The 14,896-nt window shown below is 75.6% G+C and carries 12 protein-coding genes and 1 pseudogene; 4 read left to right on the forward strand and 9 right to left on the reverse strand.

The annotated features are described in order from the left end of the window. Positions 1–13 precede the first annotated feature (13 nt). A complete protein-coding gene (gene ssuE / locus HCN52_RS10585) occupies positions 14–559 on the reverse strand; it encodes an NADPH-dependent FMN reductase (RefSeq protein WP_168088155.1) in 546 nt (181 codons plus the stop codon). A 551-nt stretch (positions 560–1,110) separates the two neighbouring features. Here ssuE and HCN52_RS10590 point away from each other — a divergent pair. Beyond that, a complete protein-coding gene (locus tag HCN52_RS10590) occupies positions 1,111–1,530 on the forward strand; it encodes a hypothetical protein (RefSeq protein WP_168088156.1) in 420 nt (139 codons plus the stop codon). 21 nt (positions 1,531–1,551) lie between these two features. Here the strand turns inward: HCN52_RS10590 and HCN52_RS10595 are convergent. The 4 genes and pseudogenes from HCN52_RS10595 to HCN52_RS10610 form a co-directional block, all read right to left on the reverse strand. Continuing rightward, positions 1,552–2,543, reverse strand: a pseudogene (locus HCN52_RS10595) (NAD-dependent epimerase/dehydratase family protein). A 126-nt stretch (positions 2,544–2,669) separates the two neighbouring features. After that, positions 2,670–3,230, reverse strand: a complete 561-nt coding sequence (locus HCN52_RS10600; RefSeq protein ID WP_168088157.1) for a DUF1697 domain-containing protein — start codon at positions 3,228–3,230, stop codon at positions 2,670–2,672. Between the two features lie 115 nt (positions 3,231–3,345). Then, a complete protein-coding gene (locus tag HCN52_RS10605; RefSeq protein WP_245175027.1) occupies positions 3,346–4,434 on the reverse strand; it encodes a CDP-alcohol phosphatidyltransferase family protein in 1,089 nt (362 codons plus the stop codon). Positions 4,435–4,593: 159 nt separating this feature from the next. Next, on the reverse strand, positions 4,594–5,775 hold the full coding sequence (locus tag HCN52_RS10610) for an SAV2148 family HEPN domain-containing protein (protein WP_376767114.1): 1,182 nt from the start codon (positions 5,773–5,775) through the stop codon (positions 4,594–4,596). A 293-nt stretch (positions 5,776–6,068) separates the two neighbouring features. On the opposite strand from HCN52_RS10610, the gene treY reads away from it, so the two are divergent. Then, positions 6,069–8,555, forward strand: coding sequence for a malto-oligosyltrehalose synthase (treY, locus tag HCN52_RS10615; protein WP_168088159.1), 2,487 nt, complete (start codon positions 6,069–6,071; stop codon positions 8,553–8,555). Between the two features lie 63 nt (positions 8,556–8,618). Here treY and HCN52_RS10620 read toward each other — a convergent pair whose 3' ends face one another. Continuing rightward, a complete protein-coding gene (locus tag HCN52_RS10620) occupies positions 8,619–9,563 on the reverse strand; it encodes a GNAT family N-acetyltransferase (protein ID WP_168088160.1) in 945 nt (314 codons plus the stop codon). Positions 9,564–10,061: 498 nt separating this feature from the next. On the opposite strand from HCN52_RS10620, the gene HCN52_RS10625 reads away from it, so the two are divergent. Further along, positions 10,062–11,009, forward strand: coding sequence for a lytic polysaccharide monooxygenase auxiliary activity family 9 protein (locus tag HCN52_RS10625; RefSeq protein WP_168088161.1), 948 nt, complete (start codon positions 10,062–10,064; stop codon positions 11,007–11,009). A gap of 39 nt (positions 11,010–11,048) precedes the next feature. On the opposite strand, the gene HCN52_RS10630 is transcribed toward HCN52_RS10625, so the two are convergent. After that, entirely contained in the window at positions 11,049–11,609 is a 561-nt protein-coding gene (locus HCN52_RS10630; RefSeq protein WP_168088162.1) for an FHA domain-containing protein, read from the reverse strand. Positions 11,610–11,813: 204 nt separating this feature from the next. On the opposite strand from HCN52_RS10630, the gene treZ reads away from it, so the two are divergent. Then, positions 11,814–13,559, forward strand: coding sequence for a malto-oligosyltrehalose trehalohydrolase (treZ, locus tag HCN52_RS10635; RefSeq protein ID WP_168088163.1), 1,746 nt, complete (start codon positions 11,814–11,816; stop codon positions 13,557–13,559). Between the two features lie 25 nt (positions 13,560–13,584). Here the strand turns inward: treZ and HCN52_RS10640 are convergent, their stop codons facing one another. Both HCN52_RS10640 and msrB read right to left on the reverse strand, forming a co-directional pair. Continuing rightward, positions 13,585–14,331 (reverse strand): type 1 glutamine amidotransferase, encoded by a 747-nt coding sequence (locus HCN52_RS10640; RefSeq protein WP_312876637.1) that lies wholly within the window; start codon positions 14,329–14,331, stop codon positions 13,585–13,587. A 5-nt stretch (positions 14,332–14,336) separates the two neighbouring features. After that, a complete protein-coding gene (gene msrB, locus HCN52_RS10645) occupies positions 14,337–14,765 on the reverse strand; it encodes a peptide-methionine (R)-S-oxide reductase MsrB (protein ID WP_168088164.1) in 429 nt (142 codons plus the stop codon). Positions 14,766–14,896: the final 131 nt, after the last annotated feature.

A 14,896-nucleotide genomic window follows, 5' to 3' on the forward strand; every position in this document is an offset into this window, starting at 1 on the left:
CGGGCGACGGCTGTCAGCCGGCGCCCGCGTGGAGGGGCAGCGACTCGACGAAGTCGTCGACGACGGCGTGCAGCCGCTGTGCGGCAGCGGCGCGCAGTCGGGTGCCGCCGTGCGGGGAGCGCTCGACGTCGTCGTCGAGGAACAGGCAGCCGCCCACGATGTGGCGGGCACCCAGCGAACTGATCACCGGGCGCAGCGCGTAGTCGAGAGCGAGGAGTTGGCTGACCGACCCGGCGGTCGCCAGCGGGAGCACCGTCTTGCCGGTGAGCGCGGCCTCCGGCAGGAGGTCGAGGAAGGTCTTCAGGACGCCGGAGTAGGCGCCCCGGACCACGGGGGTGGCGACGATGACACCGTCGGCGAGGGCGACGGCGTCCACCGCGCCGAGAAGGGCCGCGGACTCGGCGCGGCCCGCCAGGAGTTCCTCGGCGGGCAGGCCGTGCACGGGGAGGTGGGCGGCGTCGAAGCCGCCGGCGGTGAGCCGTTCGACGGCATGGGGGACGAGGAGTTCGGCGCGGGAGCGGGGTGAGCTGCCGCCGGAGACGGCGAGGATCTGGGTCATGGGTGACTTCCCGGCGTGTGGACCACGGGGCGGCGGGCCGGCGACGTCGCGCCGGACGGAGGAGAGGTCCGGTCACCCGAGGACCCGCGCCCGCCCCTGCGGCCCGCCCGCTGCCGGGGCAGGGCACAGCGGCCGTGCCACCCGGTCAGGGGCGGGCGAGCGGGGAGCGGGGGCAACGGAGGCGCCTCAGCCGCGCCGGGTGGTGCTCCCGGTGGCAGCGGCGGGGCTCGGCTGACCGTGTCTCAGCGGCGGCCGGCACACAGGGCGCTGGCCTGGCGGCGGAGATCGACGTGCAACCGCACGAAGAGAATGTCAGCCTGGCTCACGCAACGAGCTTCGCAGCGGGCCCGGTTGGCGTCAAGGACGCCCGGCGGGGTCTCGCATGCCGGATACCGGCCCGGGTGGCGGCGCCCCTGCCCGCGCGGTCGGCGGCGCGCGGCGGGGAGGCGCCGTGCGACTGTGTACCGGCGGCCGCGACCGGATAACCTGCCGGGGTGCCGGATGAGACGTCAGCGGAACGTTCACGATCGTGGCCACCACGGGGTATCGCCGTGTCGGTCCTGGTCAGCATGGGTGCCTGGATGGTGTTCGGCTCGCCCGGCGGCGAGCAGCGGACCCCGCCGGAACAGACCCTCGACGGGTGGCGGGTGATCCCCGGCCAGGCCGCCGAGGAGACCCGGTGCGGGTACGAGGGCGAATGGGCCGTGCTGGAGTACGTGGCGGCCCCGCCGACCCGGGTCGGTGAGGACCTCTTCGTGCAGACCGGTGACCGGTGGGAGTTCGAGGACGACTGGGAGGCGGCCAACCTCCAGGTCGCGATCACCGGTGACCCCCTGCCCGGCTCGCCCCAGGAGCAGATGGACGCCTTCGACCTGGCCGAGCGGCTCCAGAGCGCCCCGGCCGACTGGCGTCACGGCGGGCGCACCGCCTGCGTCCCGGAGGGCGAGGAACGGCAGGGCCCCCCGCGCTGAGCGCGGGGGCGGGGCCGGGGGTCACAGGGCGGCCAGCACCTCCCGTTCACGGACGGGGTCCAGACCCACCCGGGGACGGTCGCGGCGCAGGGGCGCCGTCGGCAGTGCCGAGAGCCACCGCCAGGTGTCCGCGACGGTCTCCGCCACGGGCCGGCAGTTCAGCCCCGCCGCGAGCGCCCGCCGGGTGTCCGCGCCGTGGAGCGCGGTGTGCAGCTCACCGGGCGGCAGCCACACCGGCAGCTCGGTCCAGGGTTCCACCCCGGCTGCCCGCAGCGCCGCGGGCTCGACCCAGCGCAGGCGTGCGGCCGAGCCGGTGGCCCGCACGCACGCGTCGAGCAGCGAGCCCATGGTGGCGTGGCCGCTGCGGGAGACGGTGTCGAACGTCCCGGTGAGTCCGCGTGCGCCGGCGTCCAGCAGCCAGCGGGCGAGGTCGCGGGCGTCCACGTACTGCAGGGGCAGGTCGGCCGGCCCCGGGGCCAGCACCTCCCCGCCGCGGTGGATCCGTGCGAGCCACCACGGCAACCGGCCGATGTCCTCGTGGGGGCCCAGGATCAGCCCGGCGCGCGCCAGCAGACAGCTGTCGGGGAACGCCTCGGCCACCGCGATCTCGGCGCCCCGCTTGTCGGGTGCGTAGGCCGTGGCCGGTGCGTCGGGGCGGGCCGCCACCACGGGCGCTTCCTCGCCCGTCGGCGCGCCCGCGGGGCGGGGGTGGACGTAGACCGAGCGCGAGGAGACGTAGCCGTAGTGGCCGACCCTGCCCCGCAGCAGCCGGGCGGTGTCGCGTACCGCGGAGGGGGCCGCGGACCAGGTGTCCACGACCAGGTCCCAGGTGCCGGTGGCGAGGGCGTCCCGGCCGTCGGGGGTGGCGCGGTCGCCGCGCAGTCCGCGGACCCCCGGCTCGTCGGGCACACGGTCCCGCGGTGGAAGGCGGTGACCTCCCAGTCGCGGCGCAGCGCCTCCGCCACCACCGTTCGGCCGACGAACCCGGTCCCGCCCAGCATCAGCAGTCTCATACCGTCCACCGTGCCCGCTCCGAGGGGTCGGCGGGGGCGGCTCGGCGGAGAGCGGAATCGCTGTGCGCGAACGCCCGGACGTCCCCTGCACCGACGGGCCGGTACGGCGGGGGCGTTCCGGTGGCGTCACGCGGCGGGGGTGGACTCCGCGAGCTCCAGCAGTCGGGTGACGGTGCGCCAGTTCCGCGCGGTGGCGATCCCGCCGGGGAGCGGGGCGGACAGCGCGCGGGCGAGCCGGCTGCGGCCGGAACCGTGCGGGTAGCGGACGTAGAGCTCGCGCTCGCCGAGTCGCAGCTCGTCGGGGGCGAAGCGGCCCGGGTCGGCTTCTGCCAGCGGATGGTCGCGCGCCGGCCGGTCGAGGAAGACGACGTGCAGCTGGGTCGGGTCGAGCTCCCGGGCCGGGAACGGGCAGCGCGCCACGACCTCGCGGAGGGCCGCGAGGTCCAGCACGAGGAGGTCCGTCGGGAAGCCGAAGGTCTCGCGGAGCGTGACCGCGACGGCGGCGGCGACCGCGTCGGACGGACCCGGCTCGGTGGCGAGGACGGCATTGCCGCTCTGCAGCAGCGTCCGGACGTGCCGGTGCCCCGCCGCTTCGAGCGCGGTCCGCAGCTCGGCCATGGGCACGGTGCGGCTGCCACCGACGTTGACGCCGCGCAGCAGCAGGACACGGACGGTCGCTTCGCTCATGCGCGCACCCTAGCCGTCGGCCGCGGGGGCCTGCGGCAACGGCGCGACGGGCCCCGACGGCGCGGTGGCGCGGCCGGGGACCCCGACCGCGCCACCGCGGACGACGGTGGACCCCTCAGCGGGAGCCCGCCTCCTCCTGTGCGCGGGCCGCGGCCGACGCCTGCTCCGGGGAGAGGTCGCCGCCCTCCTGCTCCTCGCGGGAGAGCCGCTGTCGCTCCTGTGCGTCGAAATCCGCTATCGTCCGCGCGAAGTCCCGGGTGGACAGCTGCAGCTTGTAGATGATGGCGAGCTCGAAGACCAGCAGCAGGGCGCCGGCCGCGATGGTCACCGGGATGATCGCGTTGAACAGCGGCGCGACGATGAAGACCGCCATCTGGAACTCGATGCCGCTGACCAAGTGCGTCCTGACGCGGTGCCGCAGCAGGAACGACCGGGCGCGCAGGTACCAGGGGAACCTGCTCCGGAACTCGCGGTGCAGGTCGACCACGGAGCGGTCGGCGCGGGACCGCGCGGCGCGCTGGGCCGGGACTCCCGCCGCGACGTCGGGTGCCTCGGGGGTGGCGGCGTCGGCCGCGACCCGGGGGACCTCACCCGTACGGGCGCCGCGTCGCTGCGCGTCGTCCAGTTCGGTGTCCGCCTCGGGGTTGTCGCGGAGCAGGTCCTCCATGAAGGCGAGCTCTATGGCGTTGTCGGCCGCGGCGGCCCGCTCCGCACGGGCCTTGATCTGCTTGCGCATCTCGTGGCGGACCTTGAAGATCTGCAACGCGTCGATGTACCGCAGCATGTCGAGGAAGACCACGGCCAGCGCGAGCCAGATGTACACGACCTCACCGGTGCGGGCGTACTGGCCGCCCATCAGGGCGACGGCGCAGGCCAGTACGCGGATCCGGTCGAAGACGTAGTCCAGCCAGGCCCCGAAGACCGAACCGGTGCCGGTGAGCCGGGCGAGCTTGCCGTCCATGCAGTCCAGGACGAAGCTCAGGTGGTAAAGCAGCGCACCGGCCAGCAGCCAGGTCCAGCTGCCCATGGCGAAACAGGCGGCGGCTCCGAGGCCGAGGAAGAGCGCCATCCAGGTGATCTGGTTGGGCGTGAACCGCGTCCAGACGGCGGTCCAGCGGACCAGCGGTGTGGCGACGGGGTCCACGAGCAGTACGGTCCACCAGGCGTCACGCTTCTTCTGCGTGATCTGGCGAACGGACGTCATAGGGGGGATGTCTTGGCGCATCGTCTGCTTCCGGGGGGCGAGCGGGCCCGGCCGACGGTATGAGGCGGCCACCCAAATGGCAAGTGCGGGTCACGGGTTGCCTCGCCCGCGCCCACCTGCTGGAACTGCTGCGCCCCACCCGTCCCGCGGACCCCGCCCTCAGGACACCGGCCGCGATTCCTCCCACAGCCCCTCGAAGTCCTCCATATAGGTGTCGTACAGGCCGGGTTCGGGTCTCTCGCCGCCCGCCACGAGCCCTGCCGCGGCCTCGCGCGGGGCGCGCCGGAGCACCAGGGCCGGCGACTCCATCCCCCTGCTGCGCCCCAGGTACGGCTGAACCACGGCCACCCCGTCGGGACCGTCGGAGTCCACGAAATAAGCACTGAACCGGGGGATCTCGTCGAACACCTGAATACGGAAAGCCTTCGCATCCCGCACCCGACTGCGTACTCTGCGTACATGAAGGATGCTGGTCTCCACCGCCCGGCTCAGCTCTCCCCGCTTCAGCCCCAGCTCACGCTCCCGGCGCCGCATGGTGCCGCCGGCCGGGTTGAGGAAGAGCAGCCGGATCCGGCACCCCGAGTCCGCGAGGCGCTGCAACCGCCGGCCGGGGTAGTTCTGCACCAGCAGCCCCAGCCCGGTGCCGACGGCGTCCAGCCGCCGCGCTCCGGCGAACAACTCCTCCGGCGGGACCCGGCGCTGGAGCCGCGCCCGGTCGGCGTGGACCGCCGCCACATCGCTGAACCGGTCGCCCACGAGCTGTTCCACGGCGTCGGCCGGCAGCCGGTCCGCCGGCCGTTCCGTCCCCGTGGCGGCGAGCATCCGCAGCAGCCGTGCACAGCCGCGCTCCGCCTGGTCCAGCACGTGCGCGCTGAGGCCGCGGTTGCGCGCCACCGCGCTGCGTGCGGACTCCAGCTCGTCCAGGGTGAGCTCCAGCTCGCGCCGGCTCTCCAGGTACGGCGAGAAGCACGGCCAGTGCTGGACGACCAGCTCCCGCAGCTGCGGAAGGGTCAGGAACGCCAGCACGGTGTCGTCGGCCGGGTCCAGCACATGCCCCTTGCGGCGGCTGACCTCCCGCAGGGCGGCCGCCCGCTGCACCCACTCCTGGCCGGTCGGCCCGGCCGCCGCGATCTCCCACTCCTCGCCGTGCACCGGTTCGTAGACCGGCCGCAGGACGGCGCCGACCACGGCGCGCAGCCGCTGCTCCACGAGGTTCAGCCAGACGTAGGCGCGGCCGGCGCGCTCCACGCGCACCCGGACCTCGGCCCAGTCCTCCGCACTCCAGCTGAGGTCGGCGCCGATCTCCACCGGGCGGGGCAGCGGCATCGCGGTGGCCGACACCACGCCCGGGGTGCCCGCCCCGCCGCCCGGCGGGAGCTCACGCCCCGAAGCTCCCACCCGTCCGCACCGCCTTCGTCAGCATCCGATGGATCAAGAAAGCCTACTGCGGCCGCGGCTCGGACCGCAGCCCGTGCGCGGGAGCGGAGCGACCGACACGCGCCGGGGAGCCCGCGCCCCTGAACTCCGTTCGGCGTACCTCCGGTTCCACCCGCCTGCCCTCGCCCCATCCCGTCCCGCCTCGCGCCGCCCGCACCGACGCGCCCTCCCCCATCCCGCGAAAGGCGGCTCACGACATGTCCCCGACCTCCGCGGCGCCGGCACCCGGCGCCCGCCCCGCGCAGCCCCCGGCGGTTCCCACCGCCACCTACCGACTGCAACTGCGGCCGGAGTTCCCCTTCCCGGCGGCGGAACGGCTCGTCCCCCACCTGGCCCGGTTGGGGGTCTCGCACCTGCACCTCTCCCCCGTCCTGGAGGCCGGCCCGGGCTCGTCGCACGGATACGACGTCACCCGCCACGACCGGGTGCGCCCCGAGCTCGGCGGGGAGGAGGCCCTGCGGTCGCTGGCCCGCACCGCCGCCGCCCACGGGCTGGGGCTGGTCGCCGACCTGGTCCCCAACCACATGGCCGTGCCCTCGCCGGCCTCCCCCGGCGACCCGCTGTGGGACGTCCTGCTGCACGGCCGCGGGTCGCGCCACGCCCGGTGGTTCGACATCGACTGGGAGGCGGGCGGTGGTCGACTGCTGCTGCCGGTACTGGGCGGGCCGGTCGGGGAGGAGCTGTCCTCGCTGCGTGTCGCCGACGGCGAGCTCCGGCTCGGCGACCACCTTCGGCTGCCGCTGCGCGAGGGCACCGCCGAGCTGCCGCTCCCCCGGTTGCTTGAAGCCCAGCACTACCGGCTCGCCTGGTGGCGGCTGGCGCGCACCGAGCTCAACTACCGCCGCTTCTTCACCGTGAACGAGCTGATCGCGCTGCGCGTGGAGGATCCCGAGGTCTTCGAAGCGACCCACCGCACGGTGCTGCGGCTGGTGGCGGAAGGCGTCCTCGGGGGACTGCGGGTCGACCATCCCGACGGGCTGGCGGACCCGGCCGGGTACTTCCGCCGGCTCGCCGAGCGGTCGGGCGGCGTCTGGACGGTGGCCGAGAAGATCCTGGCAGCCGGCGAGCAACTCCCGCTGGACTGGCGGGTGGCCGGCACCACCGGCTACGACGCGCTGCACCACATCGACGGCGTGCTGACCGACGGCGCCGGCCTGGACCGGCTGACCGAGCACTACCGCACCTGGACGGGCGCCGAACCGGACCGGGGCGGGGACTGGCAGGCGACCGTCCGGCGCGCCACCGACCGCACCGTGCGCCACGACCTCGCGGCGGAGGTGGCCCGGCTCACCCGGACCGCGAGCCGGATCTGCGCCGCGGACCCCTCGCAGCGCCTGCGCGACCACGCTCCGTGGGCGCTGCGGACGGCGATCGAGGAACTGCTCGCCGCGCTGCCCGTCTACCGGCCGTACGTACCCGCGGCGGGGCCCGTCACGCCGGCGGACGAGGCGCTGCTGCGGGGGGCGGCCGAGCGGGCGCGGGCCGCCTTCGAGGTCCCCGAGGAGGCCGGTGCCGTCGCCGTGGTGCGGGAACTCGCCCTGGGCCGGCTGGGTACCGGCGCGGACCGCGAGGACTTCCGCGCCCGCTTCGCGCAGACCTCGGCGGCGCTGCGCGCCAAGGCGGTGGAGGACCGCGCGTTCTACCGGTGGACCCCGCTGCTGTCGGCGTGCGAGGTCGGCGGCGAGCCGGGCGCCCCTGTCGTCGATCCGGCGGCGTTCCACGCGTTCTGCGAGCGGCGGCAGCGGGACTGGCCCGGCTCGGGCACGGTGCTCTCCACCCACGACACCAAGCGCAGCGCCGACGTCCGCGCGGTGCTGCTGGCGCTGGCCGAGCACCCCGACGCGTGGCAACGGACCCTGCCCCGGCTCACCGCGGAGGCGGAGCGCGCCGGAACCTGCCCGCCCGACGCCCATCTGGCCTGGGTGGTCTGGCAGAACGCACTGGGACTGGGGGCCCCCGACCCCGAGCGGATCGGGGGCGCCGCGCTCAAGGCGGCGCGGGAGGCGGGGCTCCACACCGGCTGGACCGAACCGGACGCCGCCTACGAGCGGGCGCTGGCGCAGTTCGTGAAGGCCGGCCCGTGCGGCGCGGCCGCGCCGCTGCTCGCCGCGCTCCGCGAGGAGTTGGCGGATTCGACGCGCGCCGCCACCCTGGCGCAGACGCTGCTGCACCTGACGATGCCCGGCGTCCCCGACCTGTACCAGGGGACGGAGGTGCCGGCGCCGGCGCTGGTGGACCCCGACAACCGGCGCCCGGTGGAGTTCCCCGAGGCGGCGCTGCGGTCCGTGGTCGCTCCCGGCGAGACCACCGGTGAGACCACCGGCGGCCTGCCGGGGCTCGCGGAGGAGAAGCTGCGGCTGACCGCGGCGGCGCTGCGGCTGCGGCGCGACCACCCCGACTGGTACGGGCCCGCCGGGGAGTACCGCGCGGTGGGAGCCACCGGCCCCGCCGCCGACCACTGCCTGGCCTTCACGCGGGGCGGGCGCGCGCTGACGGTCGTCACACGGCTGGCCCGGGGCGTGGCGGCCGACGGGTGGCAGGGGACGCAGCTGTCCGTTCCGCCCGGCGTGTGGACGGACCGGCTGAGTGGCCGGGAGCACCGCGTGGCCGACAGCGGCGAGTGCGTGCCCGTCGCGGCACTTCTGGCGGCGGCGCCGGTGGCGCTGCTGGTCCGCGCCGACTGACGGCCGAGGCGCCGGAGCGCCGGCACGCGGACGGGCGTCCCCCGTCCGCGTGCCGGGCGGGGCTCACCGCCAGGTCATGACCAGCTCCCGCTCGATCTCGCGGTAGCCGGCACGGCGGAACGCCGCGGCCATGGGGGTGTTGCCGAGATCGGTCGCGGCCCGGACCCGCGGGACGCCCTGCGCGGCGAGGACGCGGGTCCCCTCCGCGAGGATCTCCTCCGCGTAACCCCGGCCGCGGTGGTCGGGCAGCACCGCCAGGTAGGCGATGACCGCGTTGTAGCCGTTGTGGGCGGGCACGACGAACCCGACCGGATCGCCGTCGGGCAGGGCGGCGACCCGCCACCAGGACCGCGGGGTGGTGTAGCGGGCGATCTCCTCCTCGTAGTGGTCGAGCGCCACCTGCCGGGCGGGGGCCCGGCTGAGGTCGGCGATGCTGTGGGCGTCGAGCGTCCCCGGCAGGACGTCCGTCATCAGGTCGATCAGCTCGCCCTCGCCCTGCGGCTCCCGGAAGACGAGCCGGCCGCCCGGGCCCGGCGGCGGGTCGGCGAGCGTGTGCTCCAGTCGGAGCCGCTCCACGAAGGGCCGCCCGCCGGTGCGGCGGACCACCTCGCGGCGGTCGGTGACGGTCGCGAGGACGGCCGGGTCCTCGCGCCAGTGGGCCGGGACGAACCGGGTCCACGCCGGCGGCTGCGCCCCGGCGGGCACCACGGCCGCGGTCGCGGCGCGCAGCAATCGCTCGCCGACGTCGAGGCGCTCGGCCTCCGGCAGCCGGTCGTCCACGTCGAGGATGTCGAGCAGCAGCGGGTGCGCCGCGCCGGGGCGGTTCCAGAACCCGGCGCGTGCCAGCAGGTCTCCGCCCCGCAGGGCGACCCACAGCCAGGCCGGGCGGCGCCGGTCGGCGTCGAGGTCGCCCGCGAGTTCGCTGTCGAGGGCGTAGGTGAGTCGGGTGAAGAGGTCGAGTTCCTCGCGGCCGGTGATCGGACGCAGGGTCAGGTCGTGCTGGTTCACGGTGGGCACCGTTTCCTTACGGGCGCCCGGCCGCTCCGGGGTCAGCCGTGGCCGAGGTCCCGGGAGGACACGGGCGGGTGGGTCGCGGAGTGCATCGCTCGTTCCTCCTCTCCTGTCGTGGGACCGCCGCGTGCGGCCGCGCAGCGACAGGACTACCCGGGCGGCGACGGCGGGCGCAACCGATTTCCGCGGTGGCGGGCGGTGCGCGCCCGCGGGCTCAGGGGGGCCGGCCCGGCGCCGGCACGCACCGGCATCGGGCCAACGTGCGGGCGGCCGATGGCGGTCGCGGCGGTCCCGGATACGACCGCCGCCCCCGGTGACGCGGACGCGGGCCGTCACGGACGGCGTCCCACGGCTGTCCGAAAGGTGGCGGAGGCGCCACATCCGTGGCTCGCGCCGTCTTTACGTGCATGTAACAGGTCGTTACCTTCGGGGACATGGGAGCGCTCCCATCGCGCTCTTCCCCCACATGCTGTCTCACGAAGGGACGCGTCCGCCATGAAGGACCGTTCGCAGCGACGCCCGCTGAGGAAGACCGCCCTGCTCGCCGCCACCGCCGCCCTCCCCGCGATGGCGATGGTGATGATGACCGGCGGCTCGGCCGCCGCCCACGGCGCCCCGATGGATCCGGGCAGCCGCACCTACCTCTGCTACGTCCACAGCATCGACCACACGGGACAGATCAAACCGAACAACCCGGCGTGCGCCGCCGCGCTGGCCCAGGGCGGCGCCAACGCGTACTACAACTGGTTCGCGGTGCTGCAGTCCAACGGCCAGGGCCGCACGGACGGGTTCATCCCCGACGGGCAGCTGTGCAGCGGCGGCTCGGGCGCCTTCGACTTCTCGGGCTTCGACCTGCCGCGCAACGACTGGCCCTACACCCACGTCACGGCGGGCGACCAGTACCGCTTCAGCTACAACGTCTGGGCGCACCACCCGGGCAGCTTCCACATGTACGTCACCAAGGACGGCTTCGACCCCTCGCAGCCGCTGACCTGGAACGACATGGAGGACGAGCCGTTCGCCTCCGTCGACGACCCGCCGTGGACCGGCGTGGGGTCGATCAACGACGAGTACTACTGGACCTCCACGCTGCCCGCCGACAAGACGGGCCGCCACGTCATCTACACGGTGTGGGAGCGGTCCGACAGCCCGGAGACGTTCTACAGCTGCTCCGACGTCGTCTTCGACGGCGGGAACGGCGAGGTCACCGTGCCGGGCGGCAGCACCGGCGCCTCCGCGGAGGTGGCCGAGGCCCACTCCGCCGTGCCCGACCTCGGCGACCACGACCACCACGGTTCGCACGCGGCACACGCCTCGGCGTCCCACGCGGCGCACAGCGCGACGCCGGTGAACTCCACGGCCGACTGGTTCGGCCCCGGCAGCGCGCTCAGCGAAGCCGGCCAGGCGGTCGGCGCGCTGCTCGGCGGCTGGTCCGGCCGCTGACGCCGGGGGCCCGTCCCGCCGCCCTCGGCGGGACGGGCCTCATCGCTCGACGGCGCCGGCACCCGGCTCGGCGACGAGGTAGCCGACGCTGCCGAAGCGCAGCGTGTCACCGGGGCCGACCGGGGCGGCGCCCATCACGCGTGCCCCGTTGACCCAGGTGCCGTTGGCCGACCCGATGTCGCGCACGGTCCAGGTCTCCCCGACGCCCTTGAGCTGCGCGTGGAACCTGCTGACCGAGGCGTCGCTGATCCGCAGCACCGAACCCGGAGCGCGGCCGACCGAGATGGGGTGGCGGCCGGGGGCGGGCAGCACCAGGCGCGGCAGTTGCTCCGCGTCCCACGCCCGGCGCAGGCGCCGGTGGAAGGCGGAGGCCCGGCCGACGGTGCGGACGACGCGGCCGCGGGGCCGACGCTGCGCCAGGTCGGCGGTGGCGGCGAAGAGCTGCGAGACCTCCTCGGCGGTCACCACGATCTCCATGCGGCGCTGGAAGGTCTCGGGGGACACCTTTCGCTGGGCGACGCCCTCCCGCAGCGCGGTCAGGGCCTGCACCCGGTCGGCGTCCTGCACGGCCAGAGCCGCGGTCTCATCGGCGGTGGTCATGCCGATCATTCTCTGGCAGGTCAGGAGACGAACCGGCCGGTGGGCCGCGACAGTTCTGTAACAGGCCGCCCCGCCGGCCCCACCCGTGCGAAGGCACCGTCGCCGCCGACCGGCTCCGCCGGGCGCACGGAACGGGTGCGGGGCCCGCCACACGCCGGGGCGATGGTCTGGTCCTCGGCGGGCCGGGGGCCGACCATGGTGCACATGCTCTTCGAGGTGTGGGCACCCCACGCACGCGCGGTCGCGCTCCAGCTGGACGACGCGACCCAGGCCATGGCACCCGACCCGGCACGCCCCGGGTGGTGGCGCACCGCCGCCGACGCGGCCGACGGCGCCCGGTACGGTTTCCGACTCGACGGCGGGCCGGTCCGACCCGATCCCCGCGCCCGACGGCTCCCGGACGGGCCGGGCGGGCTCGCCGCGGTGGCGGACCCCGCCGTCCACCGCTGGCTCCATCCCTGGAAGGGGCGCGGGCTGCCCGGCGCCGTGCTGTACGAACTCCACGTGGGCACCTTCACGGAGGCGGGGACCCTGGACGCCGCCGCGAGCCGGCTTCCGCTGCTGGCCGACCTCGGCATCAGCCACGTCGAGCTGATGCCGCTCTCCCCCTTCCCGGGCCGTCACGGCTGGGGGTACGACGGCGTCGCCCCCTGGGCGGTCCACGAACCGTACGGCGGCCCGGCGGCGTTGCAGCGGTTCGTCGACGCCGCGCACGGCGCGGGTCTCGGAGTGGTCCTCGACGTGGTCCACAACCACCTCGGCCCCTCCGGCAACTTCCTCGCCGAGTTCGGCCCGTACTTCACCGACCGCACCCGCACCCCGTGGGGCGACGCGGTCAACCTCGACGGCCCCGGCAGCGACGAGGTCCGCGCCTACTTCGCCGGCAGCGCGCTGGCGCTGCTGCGGGACCACCGTCTCGACGGCCTGCGGTTGGACGCGGTGCACGCGCTCTCGGACACCCGCGCGCGCCACTTCCTGGCCGAGTTGTCGGCCTCGGTGGACGCCCTCGCGCAGGCCACCGGCCGGCCGCTCTTCCTCATCGCCGAGTCCGACCTCAACGACCCCCGCACCACGGCGCCGCGCGGTGCCCACGGCCACGGGCTGCACGCGCAGTGGAACGACGACTTCCACCACTGCCTGCACACCGCCCTCACCGGGGAGGACCAGGGCTACTACGCCGACTTCGCGCGCGCCCCGCTCACCGCGCTCGCCGGGACCTGCACCCGGGGCTTCTTCCACGACGGCGGCTGGTCGACGTTCCGCGGGCGGCACCACGGCGCGCCCCTGCGGCCGGAGCTGCCCGCCGCCCGGCTGGTGGGCTACGCCCAGACCCACGACCAGGTGGGCAACCGCGCGCTCGGTGACCGGCTGGCCGCCGGTGTGGACCGGTCCCTGTTGTTCTGCGCCGCCGCGCTGGTGCTGTGCGGCCCGTTCACCCCGATGCTCTTCATGGGTGAGGAGTGGGGGGCGGACACCCCCTGGCAGTACTTCACCGACCACCCCGACCCCGAGCTGGCGGCGGCCGTCCGCGAGGGGCGCCGCAGGGAGTTCGCCGCCCACGGCTGGGAGCCCGGCGAGGTGCCCGACCCGCAGGACCCGGCCACCCGCGACCGGTCGGTGCTGCGCTGGCCGGCCCACCTCCCCGACGACGAGCTCTGGCAGTGGCACCGCACCCTGATCGCGCTGCGCGGCGCGCACCTGCCGACGGGGCTGACGCTGGGTGAGGTGGACGCCTCGGCCGACGAGGAGCGGGGGCTGCTGGTGGTCCGCTCGGGGTCGCTGGTGGTCGCGGTCAACCTCTCCGGCGCCCCGGCGACGGCGACGCTGCCACCCGGCCGGTGCAAGCTGCTCGCCGGGCACGCGGCCGACGGCGAGGTCGCGCCGCCGGGTGCCGACGGGGTCCGGCTGCCCGCCCGCTCGGTGGCGGTCCTGCGGTTGACCGCCGAGTGAGCGCTGCGCCGGGATCGGCGTCGGGTCACCCCTCGCCGCTGCCGCGGCCCGCGGTGTCGGCGACGACCTGCGCGAACCGGCGCGTCACCGTCCGCCAGACGGCCTCGGCCGCCGGTTCCGCCGCCGCGGCGCGGCGGGCCAGGTCGACCGGGTCCAGCCCCCTGCTGCGCAGCGGCTCCGGGTCCCATTCCGCCAACCGGGCGGCGGCGACCTCCGGGTGGAACTGGGTGCCCCAGGCTCGGTCCCCGACGCGGAACGCCTGGTGGGGGCAGAGCCGGCTCTCCGCCAGCCAGCGGGCACCGGGCGGCAGCACGGTGACCCGGTCGACGTGGCGCTCGATCGCGGTCACCTCCCCGGGCAGGCCGTGGAACAGCGGGTCGTCCGCGGCCTCGGGGCGCAGGGTGAGCGCTGTGGCACCGAACTCGGGTGCGCCGCTGTTCGCCGCCACGGTGCCGCCCGCGACGTGCGCCAGGAGCTGGCCGCCGAGGCAGATCCCCAGCACCGGCACGCCCGTGTCGAGGGCGGCCCGGACCAGGCGGCGGGTGGGAGCCAGCCACGGGGCGCGCCGGTCGTCGTCCGGGAGGTAACCGCCGCCCAGCACCAGCACCGCCGCGTGGCCGTCGGGGCGCTCCGGGACCTCCTGGCCGGTGTACCCGTGCACCACCCGCAGCTCCAGGCCGGCCTCGGTCAGCCATCCGCCGACACGTCGCGGCCCGCCCTGCGGTCCGTGTTGGACCACCAGGACGGACAGCGGGTCGGTCGGAGCGTCCACCGCGGTCAGGACGCCGCCGGGGTGCCGCCGTCCTCGGGCTCGAGTCGGACGGCGATCGAGTTGATGCAGTACCGCAGGTCGGTGGGGGTCCCGTACCCCTCGCCCTCGAAGACGTGGCCGAGGTGGGAGCCGCAGGTGGCGCAGAGCACCTCGGTGCGCGGCCGCCCGGGGATGGAGTGGTCGGGGCGCGTCTCGACCGCGTCGCTGTCCGCCGGGTCGTAGAACGAGGGCCAACCGCAGTGGCTCTCGAACTTGGTGCCCGAACGGAAGAGTTCGGTGCCGCAGCCGCGGCAGTTGTAGACGCCGACACGGGTGGTGTCCGTGTACTCGCCGGTGAACGCCTGCTCGGTGCCCGCCTGCCGCAGTACGCGGTACTCCTCGTCGGTCAGCTCCTCGCGCCACTGCGCGTCGGTCTTCTCGACCTCGTAGCCCATGGTCCCGCTCCTCGAAAGCTCGTGTCCCGGGTCGGCGCTTCCGGGCCGGCCCGGTGGTGACAGCGGGTCGGGGCCCGCTTTTCATTCCCGAGGCGCCGGGTGTCGGAGCGGGGCGCGCCCCGCTCCGACAC

Source organism: Streptomyces bohaiensis (assembly GCF_012033785.1).
Classification (GTDB): Bacteria; Actinomycetota; Actinomycetes; order Streptomycetales; family Streptomycetaceae; genus Streptomyces; species Streptomyces bohaiensis.

Coding starts and splice junctions, on each gene's coding strand:
- treZ (WP_168088163.1), top strand. CDS start 11,814: ATGCTCTTCGAGGTGTGGGCACCCCACGCACGCGCGGTCGCGCTCCAG.
- HCN52_RS10605 (WP_245175027.1), bottom strand. CDS start 4,434: ATGACGTCCGTTCGCCAGATCACGCAGAAGAAGCGTGACGCCTGGTGG.
- HCN52_RS10600 (WP_168088157.1), bottom strand. CDS start 3,230: ATGAGCGAAGCGACCGTCCGTGTCCTGCTGCTGCGCGGCGTCAACGTC.
- ssuE (WP_168088155.1), bottom strand. CDS start 559: ATGACCCAGATCCTCGCCGTCTCCGGCGGCAGCTCACCCCGCTCCCGC.
- HCN52_RS10625 (WP_168088161.1), top strand. CDS start 10,062: ATGAAGGACCGTTCGCAGCGACGCCCGCTGAGGAAGACCGCCCTGCTC.
- HCN52_RS10630 (WP_168088162.1), bottom strand. CDS start 11,609: ATGACCACCGCCGATGAGACCGCGGCTCTGGCCGTGCAGGACGCCGAC.
- treY (WP_168088159.1), top strand. CDS start 6,069: ATGTCCCCGACCTCCGCGGCGCCGGCACCCGGCGCCCGCCCCGCGCAG.
- msrB (WP_168088164.1), bottom strand. CDS start 14,765: ATGGGCTACGAGGTCGAGAAGACCGACGCGCAGTGGCGCGAGGAGCTG.